An 18984-nucleotide genomic window follows, 5' to 3' on the forward strand; every position below is an offset into this window, starting at 1 on the left:
CTGTGACATATGACGTCAGAACGTCACAAGACGATGGACGCAGGTTCCGGCGACGAGGACCGCCGTGACGCCGTGCTGGACGCCGCCCGCGACTGCGTGCTGGCCGTCGGGGTGCGCCGCACGACGCTGACCGACGTCGCCCGGCGCGCCGGGGTCTCCCGGATGACGCTGTACCGGCGCTGGCCGGACGTGCGCTCCCTGGTGGGCGATCTGATGACCCGCGAGTGGCTGGCCACCGCGACCGCGGCGCAGCCCCCCGAGGACGCCGGGCCGGTCCGCCCCCGGATGGTGGAGGGCCTGGTCGCGGGGGTGCGCGCGTTCCGCGCCCACCCGCTGCTGCGCAAGATCGTCGAGGTGGACCCGGAACTGCTGCTGCCCTACGTGCTGGAGCGCTGCGGCACCAGCCAGCTGGCCTTCCTGGAGATGTTCGAGCGGACGCTGCGGGCCGGCCACCAGGACGGCTCGATCCGTCCCGGCCATCCCGAGCGGCAGGCCCGCGCGCTGCTGCTGGTCGTCCAGTCGTTCGCGCTGTCGGCGCGGACCATGACCGACGCCGCCGACCCCGAGCTGCGCGACGACGCGTTCGACGCCGAGCTGGCGCACATCCTGGAGAGGACCCTGGCCCCGTGAACACCGGCCCCGCGGGCTCGTCCCTGAACGCCGCCCGCCGCGCCCGCGAGCTGGCCGCCCTCCCCGGCGAGGTGGTCGACGTCCTGGTCGTCGGGCTCGGCGCGACCGGCGCGGGCGCCGCCCTGGACGCGGCCTCGCGCGGCCTGAGCGTCGCCGCGATCGACGCGCACGACCTGGCGTTCGGCACGTCCCGGTGGAGCTCCAAGCTGATCCACGGCGGCCTGCGCTACCTGGCCTCCGGCCAGGTGGACGTGGCCTACGAGAGCGCCGTCGAGCGCGGCGTGCTGATGCGGCGCACGGCCCCGCACCTGGTGCGCGCCCTGCCGTTCGTCATGCCGCTCACCTCGCTGGTGACGCGGCGCCAGGCGGCGCTGGTGCGCGGCGCGCTGACGGCCGGGGACGCGCTGCGGCTGGCCGCCGGCACCCCGCGCGCCGTGCTGCCGCGCCCGCGCGGGCTGTCGGCGGTGGAGACGCTGCGGGCGGCGCCCCCGCTGCGGCCGTACGGGCTGCGCGGCGGGCTGCTGTCGTGGGACGGCCAGGTCGCCGACGACGCCCGGCTCGTCACGGCGATCGCGCGGACCGCCGCCGCGCACGGCGCCCGGATCCTCACCCGCTGCCGGGCGCTCGCGCTCACCGGCGAGGGGGCGCTGGTGCGGGACGAGACGACCGGCGAGACGATCAGCGTCCGCGCCCGCTCGGTGATCAACGCGGCCGGGGTGTGGGCCGGGGGCCTGGTGGACGGGGTGCGGCTGCGCCCGTCGCGCGGCACCCACCTGGTCCTGCGGGCCGGGAGCCTGGCGGGACTGGCGGCGGGCATGCAGATCCCCGTGCCCGGCTCGACCGCCCGCTTCCTGCTGGTGCTGCCGCAGGGCGACGGCCGGGTCTACGTGGGCCTGACCGACGAGCCCGCCGACGGCCCGATCCCGGACGTGCCCGAGCCCACCGAGGGCGAGATCGGGTTCCTGCTGGACGTGCTGGGCTCGGCGCTGGACGTCCCGGTGCGCCGTGACGAGGTCGCCGGCGCGTACGCGGGCCTGCGCCCCCTGCTGGACGGCGGGCACCGCACGACCGCCGACCTCTCCCGCCGCCACCGGGTGCTGACCTCGCCGGACGGCGTGGTGACGATCGTCGGCGGCAAGCTGACCACCTACCGGCGGATGGCCGAGGACGCGGTGGACGCCGCGCTCGCGCACGCCCTGCCCGGCGCCGCCGGACGCCGCAGCCGCACGGCCCGGATGCCGCTGGTGGGGGCCGCCCCGCCGGAACGGCTGGCCGCCCTGGACGCCCCGGCCCGGCTGGTCCGCCGCTACGGCGCGGAGGCACCGCTGCTCGCCCGCGGCGGGGAGGACCTCCTGCAGCCGGTCGCGCCGGGGCTGCCCGTCCTGCGGGCGGAGCTGGCCTGGGCCGTCCAACACGAGGGCGCCCTGGACGTGGACGACCTCCTGGACCGGCGGACCCGGATCGGCCTGGTCGCCGCCGACCGCCAGGCCGCCGTGCCCGCCGCCGAGGCGGCGCTGGAGGCCCACCGCACCCCGCGCTGACCCCGCCCCCGGCCTCAGGCGCGTCACGTGGCGTGAACACACATGCCACCGCCGTCACGCACTATGACGCGTGTCACGTGGTTACGACGCCGGATTCTGGGTTAGGTTACCCTAACCTAAGAAAAACTGATCGTCGGGGGGACCGCGTGACGCGCCGGAACAGTTGCGATCATTGCCCGGGCAGCCACTCGGGCGATCGGCCGTGCCTGGCCAGCGCGACCGTGAAGCCGCGCGGCTGGCTGCTGATCGAGCACCCCGGCCCCTGGCCCGAGCGCATCGAGAACCTGGCCGAGCCCGGCCCCGTGACCGACGCCGTGCGGGCCGCCCTGGCCGCCGGCGTCCGCCCCCAGCTCATCCGCCGCCCCGGACGGCGCCGCGCCACCCCGCCCGTCCAGGTGTACACGGGCTACTCCGCGGGCGACGACGTCTGGCTCGAGGGCCGCGAGCTGGCCGACCCCGCCGAGTTGGCCGGGCTCGACCTGCGCGCGGTGGCGGCGGGCGTCCGGCCCGGTTTCGGAGAGCCCGTGGCCGACCCGCTGCTGCTGGTGTGCACGCACGGGCGGCGCAACGTGTGCTGCGCCCGGACCGGGGCTCCGCTCGCCCGGTTCCTCTCAGCGCGTTTTGGCGCCTTTGTATGGGAAACGACCCATGTCGGTGGCGACCGCTACGCCGCGAATCTCGTATGTCTCCCACACGCTCTGTACTACGGCGACCTTGGCCCGCAGGAGGCCACGGCAGCGGTCGAGGCATACCTGAAAGGCCAGGTCAGCCTGGACCGGCTGCGCGGACGGGCCGGCAACCCCGAACCCGTCCAGGCCGCCGAGCACTTCGTCCGCGAGCATTCCGGGATCTTCGAGATCGGTGGCGTGACGGTGGAATCGGTCACCGGGACATCGCCGTACGAGGCCGTGGTCCGGGCCCGCCGGAACCGTTACCGGGTGATCTTCGAGAGCGGCGCACAGGCCCATGGAGGGCCGTCCCGCACGAATGATCCGTGCGGCCCGGACTGCCAGGAGAACCTCCGGACCTACTTTGTTAGGGACATCACCCTTCTCAACGAAGCGGCCCTCGTGTAATCTCTCCAAGGCCCCATTCGAGGGTCTCCACTGTCGCACGGCCCCTCAGGCACCCGGTGAACCGGGCGGGGAGGGGAACAGAGCGGCAACTCTAGACGTTGGACCTTTCGGCGCTTCTGACGCATGTCTTCGAAGCATGTCGAGCGTCCATGTCCGAAATTGCTCAGCAAAACCAATCAAGGTGGGTGTTCCATGGCTCAGGTACGTCGGCAGGCAAACCTCCCTCGTCCCAGCTGGGGCTGGCAGGACGCCGCGGCGTGCCGGGGGGAAGACCTCGTGCTCTTCTTCGGCCCCGACGGCGAGCGTCAGCCAGAGCGCGAGATTCGCGAGCGCAAGGCCAAGCAGATCTGCATGGGCTGTCCCGTCCGCTCGGAGTGCCTGGACTACGCGGTGTCCCGGCCCGAGAAGTACGGCACCTGGGGCGGCCTCAACGAGGACGAGCGCGCCTCCGAGCGCCGTCGCCGGATGCGCCGCGCCAACGCCGCCTGACCACCGGCTTCGGCCCGGCGGTCCGGCCCGCTCGCGCAGGCCACGTGCACGGTGACGTGCACGGACCCGTACCCGGCGCGTGAGGCCGCTCCCGCGGCCACGGCCCGCGGAAGCGGCCCGCTCCCCTCGCGCACCCCGGCACGCCACCGGAAAACGTTACGGCCCCGCCCCGCGGGGCCGTTTGCGTTGCCCGGTCCGGGAACTCCGGATGACCTCCGGGGTTCCCGGACCGGGCATCACGAACGGATCAGGACCCTTCCGGCACGACCGTTCATCACATGTGCATCACATGTGCGTGTGCCCGCCCGCCCTTAATGGCCGACGAGAAACTCCCGCCATTACCGCATTCGCCATCACGGTGCGGGCCATTCTCGCAAATTGGCGGAGAACCATTCCGCGCTCAGCCGGGCCACCTCCTCCAGCGCCCCGGGCTCCTCGAACAGATGCCCGGCCCCCGGCACCACCGTGAGCCGGTGCCCGACGCTCTGGTCCATGCCCTCCAGGGCCCGCTCGTTCAGCGACAGCACCTCCAGGTCGCGGCCCCCCACGATCAGCAGCGTCGGCGCCCGCACCTCCTCCAGCGCCCGCGCGGCCAGATCGGGCCGCCCGCCCCGCGACACCACCGCACCGACGCTCTCGGCCGAGGCCGCCGCCGCGACCAGCGCCGCGGCCGCCCCCGTACTGGCGCCGAACAGCCCGACAGGACCCTCCGCCCGGACCCAGGCCACCACCTCCCCGAGCCGTCCCGCCAGCAACGGCACGTCGAACCGCAGCCGCGCCGTGCGCCGGTCCTCGGTCTCCTCGTCGACCGTGAGCAGATCGAACAGCAGCGTGCCGAACCCCTCGGCGTTGAGCGCGATGGCCACCTGCCGGTTGCGCGGGCTGTGCCGTCCGCTGCCGCTGCCGTGCGCGAAGACGATCATTCCGCGGGAGCCGGACGGCTCGACCAGATCCCCCTCCAGCAGCACGTCGCCGACGGGCACCTGGACCCCCGTCATCGATCGGTCCCCCGCGCCGCCGCCTCCCGGGCCGCGTAACGGTCCAGCAACCCGATCACATCGCCGTCCGACAGCTGCTCGAACCGCCGGTACCACTGCCCCACCGCCCGGAACGACCAGGGCGCGGCCAGCACGACCACCTCGTCGGCCTCGCGCTCCATCGCCCGCACGGTCTCGGCGGCCCCCACCGGCACCGCCAGCACCAGCCGCGACGGCCCCCGCCGCCGCACGGCCCGCAGCGCCGCCCGCGCCGTCCCTCCGGTGGCCAGCCCGTCGTCCACCACGATCACCGACCGCCCCTTCAGAGCGGGCAGCGGACGATCGCCCCGGTAGGCGCGCACCCGGCGCACCAACTCGGCGCGCTCGGCCTCCACGGTGCCGGCCAGATCCGCCTCCTCCAGCGAGAGCCGCGCGAGAAGGTCATGATCGAAGACGGGCTCGCCGCCCTCGGCGATGGCCCCCACGCCCAGCTCCGGCTGCCGCGGATAGCCGATCTTGCGGGTCACCAGCACGTCCAGCGGAGCCGGCCGGCCCGGCGCCGACAACCTCCGCGCGACCTCGAACGCGACCGGCACACCACCCCGGGGCAGCGCGAGGACCACCGCCCCGTCGAGATCGAGCGGCACCAGCCATTCGGCGAGGACCCGCCCCGCCTCGGCACGATCGGTGAACGGAAGCCGGACGGAAGGACGATCGCCCTCGTTCCTGTTCCAGCGCATCAGCGTCACCCCTTATCTACCTGGGGGGCCACCCCCCAGACCCCCGGGGCGGGGTGTTCGCGCCCTTCCGCTCGCCTGGGGGCTCGCTCCAGGGCGCGCACCCCCCGGTGGGGGCTCCGCCCCCACGCCCCCGGCAGGGAGGGCTCCGCCCCCCTGCACCCCCCAACGGCCATCCGTACGTGGAACCTCAATCACCCAGGTCCACGCACGACCAATGAGCCGATGGTCTTGAGCGGCGTCTTGGACCCCTCAATCCACCATACGGCGATGCTTGTCGGGGGGTGCAGGGGGGCGGAGCCCCTCCTGCCGGGGGTGCAGGGGGCGGAGCCCCTTGCCGGGGTGGGCGGCCCTGTAGCGAGCCGCCAGGCGAGCGGAGGGGCCGATCGCCCCGCCCTGGGGGTCTGGGGGGTGGCCCCCCAGGTAAACACAGCCCCCAGATCAGCGCTGCCCGGTGAGCCACCTCAAGGGGTTGTCGTGGAGGACTCGGTTCAGGGTGGCCTCGTCCGCGCCTGCGGCGCGGAGGGCGGGGACGAAGGTGTCGAAGAGGAAGCCGAAGCCGTGGCCGCCGTATCGGGAGATCTGCGTCATGCGCGAGATGCCGGTGCTGAGCAGCAGGCGGTCGGCGTGGCCGCCGTCGAGGAACTCCATCACGTTGCGGACGCGGGTCGCGAGCGCTTCGGGGCGGCCGGCGGCCAGGCCCAGGGAGCCGAAGGAGACGTAGGCGCCCGCCTCGGCGATCTTGCGGTGCGCGGCGGGCTCGTCCACCAGGTCCTGCTGGCCGACCGCGACGCGGTGCGGGGGCAGGCCGGCGCCGGTGAGGATCTCCAGCTGGGCCAGGCCGGCGCGGCCGTAGGTGGCCACCGACAGGCCGGAGTAGCGGCCGGCGTGGGCGGCGGCGCGCAGGCAGCGCTCCTCGTCCTCGGTGGGCGTCTCACCCCAGGTGCCGATCTCGCCGATCACGCCGGGGAGCGCGTTGGTGCCGTCGAGCCCGAAGCCGATCTCGGCGAGCAGCCGCTCGGCGAGGGCGTCGGCGTCGGCGTCCTTGACGTAGGCGGGGTGGAACGGCTGGGTGAAGAACCCCGTGCCGGCGACCACCGCGACGCGGGCGCCCGCGCCGATGCGGGCGAGGGAGGCGGCGCTGCGGCCCATCCCGGTGCACGTGAGGTCGACGACGAGGCCGAGGTCGTGCTCGCCCCGGAGGGCGGCCAGCTCGCGGGTGACCGGCTTCTCCTCGTCCAGCCAGCGGCGGGGGTCGGAGTCCAGCGTGGCGGGCCGGGCGGGCCAGCGCAGATCGAGCTGCAGATGCTCATGCGGCAGCACCGGCCCGGTGATGGCGGAGATCGGGATCGTTCCGGTCACGGTGCGCAGCCGCCCGGGCTCCTCGCGGGGGGTCATATCATGCGAGGCTACGACATATTTGGCCTTTTCAGGACCTAGAGTGGGGAGGTTTTTACCTTTCCCCGCCGCCACCTTCGGCCACGGATCCGGCCGAAGATGCCGCGGCAGGCTCGGGAACTGGGTCGATGTCCTGCGCGGCCGCGCGGACGGCGCGGGCCCGGGCCGTGTTCGCGCTCGGCCACCGCTGGTCGATCTCGGCGTTCAGCGCGGCCCCGATCAGCACCGCCAGCGCCGCCACGTACAGCCAGGCGAGCACCGCGATGGACGCGGCCAGCGACCCGTACACCGACACCCCGGCCAGCGACCCGGCCAGGTAGAGCCGCAGCGCGAAGCTGCCCAGGATCCAGATCAGCAGGGCCATCACCGCGCCCGGCACCTCGCGCCACCAGGACGTCCGCACCGGCACGCTCATGTGGTAGAGCATCGCCAGGAACAGGATCGACAGCGTCACCACCACCGGCCAGTACAGCACCGGCAGGAACCCGGCGCTCTCCGGCAGCGCCTGCCGGACCAGGGCCGGTCCCGCCACCAGCAGCGGGATCACCACGATCATCACCAGCAGCCCGAGCAGGTAGAGCACGAACGCGCGCAGCCGGGTCCGGATCACACCGCGCAGCCCGGACAGCCCGTAGGCGATGGTGATCGTGTCGACGTAGACGTTGGTGGCCCGCGAACCGGCCCACAGCGAGATCAGGAAGCTCACCGACACGATGTCGGGGCTGCCGCCGCGGATCACGTCGTCGATGAGCGGGACCACCACCGAGTCCACCGCCGGTCCGGTGAGCACGGTCTGCGCCCGCTCGATCAGCCAGGTGCGGATCTCGCCGACGGTGCCCGGCCCCAGCGCGCCGCGGAAGTGCCCCATCGTCCCGATCAGCCCGATGACCAGCGGCGGCAGCGACAGCAGGGCGAAGAAGGCGGCCTCGGCCGCCAGGCCCGTCACCCGGTGGCGGAACGCCGCCACGGCCGTGCCGCGGACCAGTTCCCAGCAGGTCCGCCGGGCGGCGTGCAGGGGGGCGCGCACGCGCCCGATCACCAGTGCCGGGAGCAGCAGCCCGGCGCGCAGGCGGCCGCCCAGCGCGGCCCGTTCCTTGCCGAAGTCCGCGTCGCCCTCCTCTGCCGGGGTCCCGGCGGGGTCCGAAACCGTGGTCACACCGATACACCGTAGAGTGTCACCGGTCCGTTACCTGCGGGGATCACCCATCTCGCGGACGTTCGGCGCATCGCCGGACGTCGGTGACAATGGAGAGGTGATCTGCCAGACGTGCCGCGACGGCCGCCACGGGGACTGCCGTGGCGGATCGTGGTGCGACTGCCAGCACCAGCCGTCCCCCGCGACGCGGCGCGCCGCACCGGGGACGGCGTCCGGGGGCGGCTCCGCGAGCGGTGCGGAGGACGGCGGCGGAGAGCGGTCCGAGCCGCCGGTCAACTGGAAGCGGCAGGGGTGAAGGCGGCGGGGATGACACTTCTCACCTGTCCGTATGCCGGACGCAACTGGACAGCCCGCGAGACGGCGTGTCAAAGTTCAGATATGACTGCTGCGGATCCGTTGCTGGTAATGCGCCGGCACGTCGACTTCCTGCGCGTCCGCAGCGCGATCTGTCTGTGACGCCCCGACCACGCCCCCTGTTTTAGCACCGGCGCGTGGTGCCCCGGCGTCACCTTTGATCGACCCCTGCTCAGCGTCGAGCCGGCTGTTCGCGATGCCCTGTGCGCCACGCGTCCCACCACCGGATGGATGAGGATCGCGCCGTGCCACCTGCGACCAAGCGCAAGAAAGGCGAGGGCCAGTGGGCCCTCGGCTATCGGGAACCGCTCAACAAGAACGAAGAGAACAAGAAGAACGACGACGGGCTCAACGTCCGCCGCCGCATCATCGACATCTACTCCAAGGCCGGGTTCGACTCGATCGACCCCGCCGACCTGCGCGGCCGGTTCCGCTGGTTCGGGCTCTACACCCAGCGCAAGCCGGGCATCGACGGGGGCAAGACCGCGATCCTCGAGGACGAGGAGCTCGACGACCGCTACTTCATGATGCGGGTGCGCATCGACGGCGGCCAGCTGTCGGGGCCGCAGCTGCGGGCCGTGGCCGACATCGCGACCACCTACGCGCGCGGCACCGCCGACATCACCGACCGGCAGAACGTCCAGTTCCACTGGATCGCCATCGAGGACGTCCCGGCGATCTGGGAGCGGCTGGAGGCCGTCGGGCTGTCCACCATGGAGGCCTGCGGCGACACCCCGCGTGTGATCATCGGCTGCCCGCTGGCCGGGATCGCCGACGACGAGGTGATCGACGCCACCCCGCAGATCCGCGACATCCACGACCGCTACATCGGGTCGGCCGAGTTCTCCAACCTGCCGCGCAAGTTCAAGAGCGCGCTGTCGGGCTGCTCCTCCCACTGCACCGTGCACGAGATCAACGACATCGCGTTCGTCGGGACGGTGAACGAGAACGGCGAGGCCGGCTACCAGGCGTTCGTCGGCGGCGGCCTGTCCACCAACCCGATGTTCGCCAAGAGCCTCGGGGTGTTCGTCAAGCCGGAGCAGGCGCACGAGGTCTGGAAGGGCGTCGTGTCGATCTTCCGGGACTACGGGTACCGGCGGCTGCGGCACCGCGCCCGGATCAAGTTCCTGATGAACGACTGGGGCGCGGAGAAGTTCCGCGAGGTGCTGGAGAAGGAGTACCTCGGCTACGCGCTGCCCGACGGCCCCGAGCCCGCCGCCCCGCTCACCCAGCGCGACCACGTCGGCATCCGCCGGCAGAACGACGGCCTCTTCTACGTCGGCTTCGCGCCGAAGGTCGGCCGGGTCAACGGCCCGCTGCTGACCACCATCGCCGACCTGGCCGAGCGGTACGGGTCGGGCCGGGTGGCCACCACGGTCGAGCAGAAGATGGTGATCCTCGACGTGCCCGAGGAGAACACCGAGCCGCTGGCCGCCGCGCTGGCCGAGCACGACCTGCAGGTCCGCCCCTCGACGTTCCGCCGGCAGACGATGGCCTGCACCGGCATCGAGTACTGCAAGCTGGCGATCGTCGAGACCAAGCAGCGCTCCATGGACCTCATCGACGAGCTGGAGAAGCGGCTGCCCCACTTCGACCAGCCGCTGACCATCAACGTCAACGGCTGCCCGAACGCGTGCGCCCGCATCCAGGTCGCCGACATCGGCCTCAAGGGCCAGCTGGTGGTGGACGAGAACGGCGACCAGGTGGAGGGCTTCCAGATCCATCTGGGCGGCCAGGTCGGGGCGACGTTCGGCAAGAAGGTCCGCGGGCTGAAGACCACCTCGGCCGGGCTGACCGACTACGTCGAGCGGGTCGTGCGCAAGTACGACGAGCAGCGCCAGGACGGCGAGACCTTCGCCGCCTGGGTCCAGCGCGCCGACGACACAGATCTCAAGTAACGGGCAACCGGAATGAGCGAACGTGCCGCGCCGTTCTACTGCCCGTACTGCGGTGACGAGAATCTCGAGCCGCGTGAAGCACCCGCCCCCGCCTCCGGCGACGCCGGGGGCCCGACGAAGTCCAAGCCCGAGGGAGCGGCGTGGTTCTGCCGTGACTGCCTCCGTTCCTTCATGTTGAAGTTCCTCGGTGTTGGAGCGCCCCGCACACACAAGGAGACCCTTCGGTGACGCTGCTGGAGACCGACAGACCGACCCTTGATCTCGAAGACATCGTCGAATCGGCCGCGGTGGCCCTGGAGGGCGCCTCCTCGCTGGAGGTCATCCGCTGGGCGGCGGCCACGTTCGGCGACCGGATCTGCCTGACCTCCTCGATGTCGGACGCGGCGCTGATCCATCTGGTGTCCAAGGTCAAGCCCGGCATCGACGTGCTGTTCGTCGACACCGGCTACCACTTCGCCGAGACCATCGGCACCCGGGACGCGGTCGAGGCCGTCTACCCGGTCAACGTGATCAACGTGACGCCGTCCCGCACGGTCGAGGAGCAGGAGGCCGCGCTCGGCCCCCGGCTGTACGGCCGCAACCCGGACCTGTGCTGCCACCTGCGCAAGGTGGAGCCGCTGGGCCGGGCGCTGGAGGGCTACATGGCCTGGTTCAGCGGGATCCGCCGGGACGAGACCGCCAGCCGCCGCGACCGCAGGGTCGTCGAGTGGGACCGCAAGCGCGGGATGGTCAAGGTCAACCCGATCCTGGACTGGACGCAGGAGGACATGGACAACTACATGTCCGACAACGGCGTCATCGTGAACCCGCTGCACTACGACGGCTACCCCTCGATCGGCTGCGCGCCGTGCACGCGTCCCGTCGCCGCCGGCGAGGACCCGCGCAGCGGCCGCTGGGCCGGGACGGGCAAGACCGAATGCGGCATCCACCTGTGACGGTGGGCCCGCCGATGGTCGCGGTGGCGCACGGGAGCAAGGACCCGCGCGCCGCCGCCACCGTGGAGGAACTGCTGTCGGCGGTGCGGGCGAGGCGGCCGGTGGTGCCGGTCCTGACCTCGTTCCTGGACCACGCCCCGCCCTCGCCCGGCGCGGTGCTGGACGGGCTGGCCGCGGGGGGCGCGGGCGAGGCGGTCGTGCTGCCGCTGCTGCTGACCGCCGCCTACCACAGCAAGAGCGACGTTCCGGGCGTGCTGACGCAGGTCAGGAGGCGGCATCCGCTGCTGGGCCTGCGCACGGCGGCGACGCTGGGCCCGCACCCGCTGCTGATGGCCGCGCTGGAGCGGCGGCTGGCCGAGGCGGGCGTGCCGATCGGCGACCCGGACACCGCCGTGGTGCTGGTGTCGGCCGGCTCCAGCGACGCGTCCGCGAACGCCACGATCGGGGCGATGGCCCGGGAGTGGCGGGAGCGGGGCTGGCGGGACGTGGTGCCCGCGTTCGCCTCCGCGGCCCGCCCGTCGCCGGGCGAGGCCGTGACGGCCCTGCGCGCGGCCGGGGCGCCGCGCGTGGTGGTGGCGTCGTACTTCCTGGCGCCCGGCTACTTCGCCGACAAGGTGCGGGACGAGGCCATGGCCGCCGGGGCGCACGCGGTGTCCCCGGTGCTGGGCGCCGCTCCCGAACTCGCCGCGCTGGTGCTGCGGCGCTACGACGAGGCGCTGGACGCCGGCCGCGCCGAAGGGGCCGGCGGAAGGGCGCCGGGGTCGCCCAGGGCGGGCGTGCTGGCCACGGCGTAGCCGTTCGCGGGCGTGTCCGCGGACACGCCCGTGGACACGGCCGGCCCGAGCGGAGTCGGCGCCGGACCGGTCGGACGGGGCGTTCAGCCGGCCGGAGGCGCGAGAACGATCGTCATCGCGTCGTCGGGCGACTCCACGACGCGGCCGCTCCTCGCCAGGTGCGCGACGACCTCGTGGGCGAGGTCGTAGAACTCGTCGCGGCGGCTGTTGTAGAGGGCTCCGGCGAGCTCGTCGTAGTCGTCGACGGTGATCTGCACGCCCCTCTCCAGCATGAAGCAGATCAGCTCGCCGTCCAGGGTCAGCCGCCAGCCGTGGGCCAGTTCGGTGACCGCGACGGCGTCCTGCCCCAGGGACAGCGTGACCGGGCGGCCGTCGTGCAGCAGCACCGGGACCCGCCTGGTCAGCTTGCCCATGAACGTCCGGACGCCGGTCCAGGGGAACTGCTTGCCCGACTTGCTGGGCGCCCCCTTGCGCTGGTCGCGGACCGCGTTCACCGCGTCCCGGATCAGCTGCTGCGGCGGCCGGGTCCCCTCCTTGACGAGGCGCTCCAGCTCCTCGTAGATGTCCAGGCGCAACTCCTGGAACGGCCCCATCTCGTTCTTGCGCAGCACGTCGACGAACAGGTGCGAGCGGGAGCGGCTCCCGTCCGCCGACGCGATCGCGTCCTGGCCCGGCGGCGGCATCGGGGACGGCAGCACCGGAGCGGTGACGCGGGCGCGGCCCGCCGGGGTCAGTTCCAGCACCGGATTGTTGTCCTCGCCCGAGGTGTGCGTGGTGACGGCGAGCCCGCGGTCGACCGCGAAGCCCACCAGCGTGGAGACGAACTTGGGCCGGGAGTTGAACGTGCCGACCTGCTTGCGGAACCGCGGATTGTAGGCGGTCAGGGCCTTGCGCAGGTCGGTCATCCGCATCCGCGCGGCGGACCGGCCGATCGCCTGGACCAGCGCGTCCACGGCCTCGTCGCGGGGCATCCACGCGTCGTCCCAGACCATGCCCTCGGCCGCCGCCTCCGCCGCGGGGGCGAAGGGCGCCAGGTGGACGAAGGTGACGCCGCCGAGCATGACGCCGAGCATCTCCGCCACGTTCTTCACGCTGCCGCGGAACGAGGCGACCGCCACCTCCCGGCCGTCGGCGCGGGCCTGGCTCACCCGCTGGTGGACGGCCGCGGCGACGGCGGCGTCGTCGGCCGTCTCCCCCACGTCGGCGCGGACGACGCCGTACTGGCCGTCCGCGACCGCCTGCGCGGCGAGTACGAGGCATTCGACCGCGGTGCCCGAGTTCCAGGGGTGCGCGTCGTGGAGCGCCCGGAGCACCTCGCCCTCGGTTCCCGCGTGCGCCCGGGTGAGATCGATCAGAAACCTGTCCATGGTCCCTCCGATTGCGCTGGGGACCTCATCACCGAGCGATGAGGTCCCCAGCGGAAGCTGAGTGAGCGGGATCGCCTATGGCCGATCCCGCTTGAGGAGGGCCCACCTCAGAAGGGCTTCGATCAGCAGACCCGCCAGCAGACTGATCGTCTGCTCCGGCAGGGTCACCGCCGCCACGGCCGTTCCGGTGAGCACCGCCGCACAGATCAGAAACTCGGTCTCTTGGTCCATCATCGCCTCTGACGCTTGTCGTTCCGGGCGACTCGAACGAAGACGCTGACTTCCTGACGGACGCCGACTTCAGGACTGGGACGTGGAACTACGACGAGAACATGAGGACGCCGACGCACGACGGGGACGCGTGACTGCGACTGCGCGACTGGGACTGCGGGACTTCGGACGCCGACTGCGGGACTGGGCACGCGCAGGCAACAGCGTTGCCTGCCTGTAGCCACCTTATCGCAGAACGTGACCGGCGCGCCAGCCGCGCCGGACGGCCCGCCGCCGGGGGCACGCATACCGCGGCCCCATCGGGTATGCGGACCACATGACTGATCGCGAGGAGCTCGGCCACGAGCCCGAGCAGACGCACGACGAACGGTTCGCCCCGGTCACCCGCGGCGGCGGCGCCTCCCGCGACCACCCCCGCTGACCGTCAGTCGCGGCGGGCCTTGCGCCCCTCCCACCAGGACGCCAGCGCCCGCCGCACGGGGGCGTGGTGCTCGTCGTCGACGATCTTCAGGTCGCCCATGACCACCTGCGCCTTCACCCGAACCAGCGGGACCCGCCGCCCCTCCCGGGCCTCCCGGACCTGCACGCTCCGGTCGCCCATCACGCAGTAGCCCGACATCTCGACGTTCACGCCGTCCGGCACGATGACCTTCACATCGCCCATCACGGCGGTGGCGACCACGCTGACCTCGCCGCTGGGCACCTGGGCGCCGCGCAGGTCGAGGACGATGTCGCCCATCACCGACAGCGCCTCCAGCTGCTGGTCGACCCGGCCGCTGATGCGCTCCTTGCAGTCGCCCATGATCGCGGTGAAGCGCCGCTTCACCTGCAGCGGCGCCGGGTCGGCGCCGGGCGCGCCCATCCCGGGCAGGTCGGCGGTGACGCTCTCCAGGTCGCCGCGGGTGACGGCCAGGTAGGCGGCCTCGGTGCGCTCGGCCAGTTCCTCGAAGGTCAGCCGGCCCTCCACCGACGCCACCCGCAGCCCCTCCACCACGGCCTCGCGCTCGGCGTCGGAGGCGCGGACCGAGCCTCCCGCCGCGCCGTCCGCCGGCGCGGCGGAGGTGTACGGGGACTCGGACGGGGCGGCCGGCCGGTGCTCGGATGGCCGTCGGCCCTGCGGCGGGGTGGGCTGACTCATGATTCAGAAAATATGCCCTCCGGGCCCGCAGGCAATCCGCCGCGCGGACGAGATCGCCCCGGCTCTTTGGGAGGACCCCGCGGCCGTGGCCCCCTCCGGCCTGGCCATGGTCCTGCCAGGTGTCCTGACAAAGCGTAAGAATAAGGACATGGCGCCGATCGGTTCCCCCTCGTCCCCGGCGCCCGCCTCGCTCAGCCCCATCGTGATCGGGTGGCGCCCGCTGGCAGCGCGGAACGTCTTCGAGACCGCGTACTTCACGGCCCTGCCGGCCGGCATGGCCCTCCTCTGGGGCGCGGAGTTCGGCTTCGCCATGCCGCTCTCGCTCGGCGCGGGCGCCGCGCTGGGAGGCGTCCCGGCCGTGGCGATGGTCCTCACGCAGCCCCACTGCGTCCTGGGTCCGGAGGGGCTGACCGTCGTGCGCCCCTGGGGACGACGCCGCGTGACCGTCCCGGCCTCGGCCATCGCCGGTGTGGGGATCCTGGACGCGGCGGGCCGGCCCCGGCTCGCCGTCTGGTGCGACGGCACCGCGGTGACCGGCCGGCGCTTCCCCGAACGGCTGCGGCCCGATCCCGACATCGCCGTGATCCCGCTGTGCGAACCCGGCTGGATGAACGAGGCCAGGGTCGAGCGGGTCCGGCGGCTGGTCCTGGCGGCCGAGCTCGGCGAGTGGTGGACCGGTGGCGACGACGGACGGCTGGCGCTCTCGCCCGCGGACGTCCAGCGTTCGGCGCTGTTCACCGCCACCGGCCTCCGCCTGGTGAGGAACGCCTACCAGCACGCCGGCATCGAGGTCGCCACGCAGGGCGACCGCGCGCAAGGGACATGCCTGCGCTCTCCCGAGGGCAGGCCCCTGCTCCACATCACCCGTTGGGTGGAGGGCGCCCGGCCCGTCGAGTACCGCGTCCGATGGCCGGACGGCACGGCGGTGGGCTCGGTCGTGGCGACGTCCCCCCGCTGGAGGCTGTGCGACCCCGAGGAGCGGGTCCTCGCCACCGCCCGCCGGACACGGAACAGGGGCCGCCATCCCCGCGGCGCCCTGGTCGTCCGCGACCCCGGCACGGCCGTGGTCGCCTCGGTCTGGCCGGCCAGGTCCGGGCAACGCGCCGGGCTGCGGCTCCAGGCCGAACCGGCCCCCGCCTTGCGCGCCCTGCTCATCGCCCTCCTCTCCGTCGTCGTCTGAGAGGCCGAACGCGGCTCGGTATCCTGCGGGTGGAAGCGGCCGGCGACGGTGTTGGGAGCGGTGCGGTGACGGCGACACACGAAGTGTTCAACCAGGTTCCCCCGCTGGCCGGCCATGACCTGGCCGACGATCCCGCCCTGCTGGACGGGCTCGCCCGGGAGGGCGCCGGCGCCGCCCTGGCCGAGGTGCACGCCCTCGGACGGCTCGCCGGGACCGAGGAGGCCCAGGAATGGGGCCGGCTCGCCAACGAACACCCGCCCGCGCTGCGCACGCACGACCGCTACGGGCACCGCGTCGACGAGGTCGAGTTCCACCCCGCCTGGCACGAGCTGATGCGCACCGCCGTGGAGCACGGCCTGCACGGCGCCCCCTGGGCCGACGATCGCGAGGGCGCCCACGTCGCCCGCGCCGCGAAGTTCTACGTGTGGCGGGTCGACGCCGGGCACGGCTGCCCGATCTCGATGACGTACGCGGCCGTCCCGGCGCTGCGGCAGGCCCCCGAGCTGGCCGCCCGGTTCGAGCCGCTGCTGGCCGCGCCGGTGTACGACTTCGGGCTGCGCGAGCCGTCCGGCAAGGCCGGGCTGCTGGCCGGCATGTCGATGACCGAGAAGCAGGGCGGCTCCGACGTCCGCGCCAACACCACGCAGGCCGCGCCCCGGCCGGACGGCACGTACCGGCTGGTGGGGCACAAGTGGTTCACCAGCGCCCCGATGTGCGACCTGTTCCTGACGCTGGCGCAGGCCCCCGGCGGCCTGACCTGCTTCCTCGTGCCGCGCGTGCTGCCGGACGGCGCGCTCAACCCGATGCGCCTGATGCGGCTGAAGGACAAGCTGGGCAACAGGTCCAACGCCTCCGCCGAGGTCGAGTACGAGAACGCGGTGGCGTGGCGGGTCGGCGAAGAGGGCCGCGGCGTCCGCACCATCATCGAGATGGTCAACATGACCCGGCTGGACTGCCTGATCGGCGCGGCCGCCGGGATGCGGCAGGGCGTCACCGTGGCCGCGCACCACGCCGCGCACCGCAAGGCGTTCGGCCGGTACCTGATCGACCAGCCGCTGATGCGCAACGTGCTGGCCGACCTGGCGCTGGAGTCGGAGGCGGCGACCACGCTGATGGCGCGGCTGGCGGGCGCCACCGACCGCTCCGTGCGGGGCGACGAGCGGGAGACGGCGTTCAAGCGGCTCGCCCTGGCGGTCGGCAAGTACTGGGTCTGCAAGCGCTGGCCCGCCCACGCGGCCGAGGCCCTGGAATGCCTGGGCGGCAACGGCTACGTCGAGGAGTCGGGCATGCCCCGGCTGTTCCGCGAGTCGCCCCTGAACTCCATCTGGGAGGGCTCGGGCAACGTGGCGGCACTCGATCTCCTCAGGGCCACTCTACGTGGGCCTCAGACACTGGATGCGTTTTTCGACGAAGTCGACCTCGCCCAGGGCGCCGACCCGCGCCTCGACGCCGCCGTCAAGGAAGCGAAAGACGCCTTCGCCGACATTGAGACGATCGAGTACCGCGCCCGCCGCGTAGCCGAACGTCTGGCCCTCGTACTACAGGCATCGCTGCTGGTCAGGTACGGTCACCCGGCCGTCGCCGACGCCTTCTGCACCACCCGCCTGGCCGGCGACCGGGGAGCCGCCTTCGGCACCCTGCCCCCAGGCTTGAACCTCGCTCCGATCATCGACCGGGCGACCCCGAAGATCGGCTGAGCCCACGCTCAAGCACCACCATTGAGGGCGCGGCGAGGCACCAGATCAGCGCGCCCGACCACAATCCCACTGAAGATCATCCGCTAACGTACCGGATAGTAGATAGCTGCTGCGCTGGGGTCCGCCCTTGCTGTTATTCATCTCAGTTCGGCCCCAGACTTGATCGTGGGCACGTCCAACTGGGCTCGTTTGCAGCGGTCAGAGTGGGACTCGAACCCACAACCTGCGGATTAAAAGCCCGCAGGGATCATGTCGCCTCGGTGTAGACGGTGTTGCTCTGTGCCGTTCTATCCGCGTCCAGCCCCATTTCGGTGCCGGGCCATGTCGTCGCGTGCCGTCCCGTACCGATCCCGCCGAGCCGACAGCGAGCCAACATGCCCGCCGGTGCGTGCGCAGGATGCAGTCGGTGCAGAGTGTTCGGGCGTCCCCTCAGCAGCGGACAACCGACTCCAGGTTCCCGAGGTGCCCCGGGTTGTGTGAAGTCCAGAATGTACACGCGCGACCTGGAGCACTGTCATTCGTCGACGGCGAGTCGTTCGATGGCTTTCTGGCGGTCGCGGCGGGTGGGCAGGCTGTAGCGGCGGGCGGTTTCGAGGGTGTGGCCCAGGAGTTCGGCGACGACGACGATGTCGGTGCCCTGGCGGGTCATGATGGTGCCGGCGGTGTGCCGCAGGACGCGCGGGGTGAAGACGCCGTCGCGGCCGATCGGCAGGTTCGCGGCGGCGGCGATGGCGCGCAGCACGGTGTAGGCCGAGCGGGCCGACAGGCGGCCGCCGCGGCGGTTAAGGAACAGTGCGGGGCTGGCATCGGCGCCTTTCCAGTCGGCCCGCTCGCGCAGCCACTCCTCCAGCACGGTGCGGAGCTTGGGGTGCAGGGGGATCTCACGGCATCTGCCGTTCTTGCCGGCCCGGACGATCAGATGGCCGTTGAGAGCCGGGGTGCGGACGTCGCCGGTGTCCAGGCGGGTGGTCTCACTGATGCGGGTGCCGGCGTAGAAGGCGGTGAAGGCGATCGCCTTGTCGCGCAGCGGGGCGCGGTCGGCCTCACGCAGCAGGGCGAGCTGGTCGCCTTCGTCCAAGGGCCGGGGTGCGGCCGGGGGGATGTCGGCGCGTTCGGCGGCGGCGGGGCCGAGTCCGCGGCGGCGGTAGAAGTCATCGACCGCGGTCAGGTGCGCGTTGATGGTGGCGGGTTTGCGTTTGAGCGCGGTCTGCAAGTGGGTGCGGTAGTCCCGGGCAGCACGGTCGCTCGCGCCGGGGTCGGTGAGCGGGTCGCCCTCGATCGTCCCGTCGGCGAGAGCGATGGCGAGCCAGGCCAAGTACTGGCGGACCCGGGAGGCATAGACGCGGACCGTATCGGCATCCAGTGATTCGCTCGGGAGGGCGATGC

The 18984-nt window shown here is 72.8% G+C and carries 17 protein-coding genes; 9 read left to right on the plus strand and 8 right to left on the minus strand.

Annotation, left to right across the window (positions count from 1 at the left end; translation table 11 throughout):
- Positions 1-9: 9 nt before the first annotated feature.
- From ACZ466_RS04965 to ACZ466_RS04980, 4 genes are all read left to right on the plus strand, one after another.
- Positions 10-630, plus strand: a complete 621-nt coding sequence (locus tag ACZ466_RS04965; RefSeq protein ID WP_378292661.1) for a TetR/AcrR family transcriptional regulator — start codon at positions 10-12, stop codon at positions 628-630.
- Positions 627-2171 carry a glycerol-3-phosphate dehydrogenase/oxidase gene (locus ACZ466_RS04970; protein ID WP_378292663.1) on the plus strand — a complete coding sequence of 515 codons (1545 nt, stop codon included), beginning with the start codon at positions 627-629 and terminating at the stop codon, positions 2169-2171. The genes ACZ466_RS04965 and ACZ466_RS04970 overlap by 4 nt, the downstream gene beginning before the upstream one ends.
- A 146-nt stretch (positions 2172-2317) precedes the next feature.
- A complete protein-coding gene (locus tag ACZ466_RS04975; RefSeq protein ID WP_464042906.1) occupies positions 2318-3247 on the plus strand; it encodes a sucrase ferredoxin in 930 nt (309 codons plus the stop codon).
- A gap of 192 nt (positions 3248-3439) precedes the next feature.
- Positions 3440-3736, plus strand: a complete 297-nt coding sequence (locus ACZ466_RS04980) for a WhiB family transcriptional regulator (protein WP_081640018.1) — start codon at positions 3440-3442, stop codon at positions 3734-3736.
- 353 nt (positions 3737-4089) lie between these two features.
- Here ACZ466_RS04980 and ACZ466_RS04985 read toward each other — a convergent pair whose 3' ends face one another.
- The 4 genes from ACZ466_RS04985 to ACZ466_RS05000 all read right to left on the minus strand — a co-directional run bounded on the left by ACZ466_RS04985 (position 4090) and on the right by ACZ466_RS05000 (position 8004).
- Entirely contained in the window at positions 4090-4734 is a 645-nt protein-coding gene (locus tag ACZ466_RS04985; RefSeq protein WP_378292667.1) for a dienelactone hydrolase family protein, read from the minus strand.
- Positions 4731-5453, minus strand: coding sequence for a phosphoribosyltransferase (locus ACZ466_RS04990; RefSeq protein WP_378292669.1), 723 nt, complete (start codon positions 5451-5453; stop codon positions 4731-4733). Before ACZ466_RS04990 ends, ACZ466_RS04985 begins: the two co-directional genes overlap by 4 nt.
- 438 nt (positions 5454-5891) lie before the next feature.
- Positions 5892-6848: a phosphotriesterase family protein gene (locus ACZ466_RS04995; protein ID WP_378288305.1), complete on the minus strand. Its 957-nt coding sequence runs from the start codon at positions 6846-6848 to the stop codon at positions 5892-5894.
- A 55-nt stretch (positions 6849-6903) separates the two neighbouring features.
- Positions 6904-8004, minus strand: coding sequence for a YihY/virulence factor BrkB family protein (locus ACZ466_RS05000; RefSeq protein WP_378288304.1), 1101 nt, complete (start codon positions 8002-8004; stop codon positions 6904-6906).
- Between the two features lie 581 nt (positions 8005-8585).
- Between ACZ466_RS05000 and ACZ466_RS05005 the strand changes: the two genes are divergently transcribed.
- The 3 genes from ACZ466_RS05005 to ACZ466_RS05015 all read left to right on the plus strand — a co-directional run bounded on the left by ACZ466_RS05005 (position 8586) and on the right by ACZ466_RS05015 (position 11985).
- On the plus strand, positions 8586-10256 hold the full coding sequence (locus ACZ466_RS05005; RefSeq protein WP_378288303.1) for a nitrite/sulfite reductase: 1671 nt from the start codon (positions 8586-8588) through the stop codon (positions 10254-10256).
- Positions 10257-10480: 224 nt separating this feature from the next.
- Positions 10481-11191: a phosphoadenylyl-sulfate reductase gene (locus tag ACZ466_RS05010; protein WP_378288302.1), complete on the plus strand. Its 711-nt coding sequence runs from the start codon at positions 10481-10483 to the stop codon at positions 11189-11191.
- Positions 11173-11985: a sirohydrochlorin chelatase gene (locus ACZ466_RS05015; RefSeq protein ID WP_378288301.1), complete on the plus strand. Its 813-nt coding sequence runs from the start codon at positions 11173-11175 to the stop codon at positions 11983-11985. Before ACZ466_RS05010 ends, ACZ466_RS05015 begins: the two co-directional genes overlap by 19 nt.
- 83 nt (positions 11986-12068) lie before the next feature.
- Here the strand turns inward: ACZ466_RS05015 and ACZ466_RS05020 are convergent, their stop codons facing one another.
- The 3 genes from ACZ466_RS05020 to ACZ466_RS05030 form a co-directional block, all read right to left on the minus strand.
- Positions 12069-13352: a hypothetical protein gene (locus ACZ466_RS05020; RefSeq protein WP_378288300.1), complete on the minus strand. Its 1284-nt coding sequence runs from the start codon at positions 13350-13352 to the stop codon at positions 12069-12071.
- A 75-nt stretch (positions 13353-13427) separates the two neighbouring features.
- Positions 13428-13586, minus strand: a complete 159-nt coding sequence (locus tag ACZ466_RS05025) for a hypothetical protein (RefSeq protein WP_378288299.1) — start codon at positions 13584-13586, stop codon at positions 13428-13430.
- A gap of 421 nt (positions 13587-14007) precedes the next feature.
- Positions 14008-14721, minus strand: coding sequence for a DUF1707 SHOCT-like domain-containing protein (locus ACZ466_RS05030; protein ID WP_378288298.1), 714 nt, complete (start codon positions 14719-14721; stop codon positions 14008-14010).
- A gap of 148 nt (positions 14722-14869) precedes the next feature.
- On the opposite strand from ACZ466_RS05030, the gene ACZ466_RS05035 reads away from it, so the two are divergent.
- Both ACZ466_RS05035 and ACZ466_RS05040 read left to right on the plus strand, forming a co-directional pair.
- Positions 14870-15901: a hypothetical protein gene (locus ACZ466_RS05035; RefSeq protein ID WP_378288297.1), complete on the plus strand. Its 1032-nt coding sequence runs from the start codon at positions 14870-14872 to the stop codon at positions 15899-15901.
- 65 nt (positions 15902-15966) lie between these two features.
- The gene (locus ACZ466_RS05040; protein WP_378288296.1) at positions 15967-17598 is read left to right on the plus strand and encodes an acyl-CoA dehydrogenase family protein; all 1632 of its coding nucleotides are present in this window, start codon (positions 15967-15969) and stop codon (positions 17596-17598) included.
- A 514-nt stretch (positions 17599-18112) separates the two neighbouring features.
- Here the strand turns inward: ACZ466_RS05040 and ACZ466_RS05045 are convergent.
- The gene (locus ACZ466_RS05045; protein WP_378288295.1) at positions 18113-18913 is read right to left on the minus strand and encodes a tyrosine-type recombinase/integrase; all 801 of its coding nucleotides are present in this window, start codon (positions 18911-18913) and stop codon (positions 18113-18115) included.
- Positions 18914-18984: the final 71 nt, after the last annotated feature.

The sequence above is a fragment of the Actinomadura rugatobispora genome, from assembly GCF_055379765.1.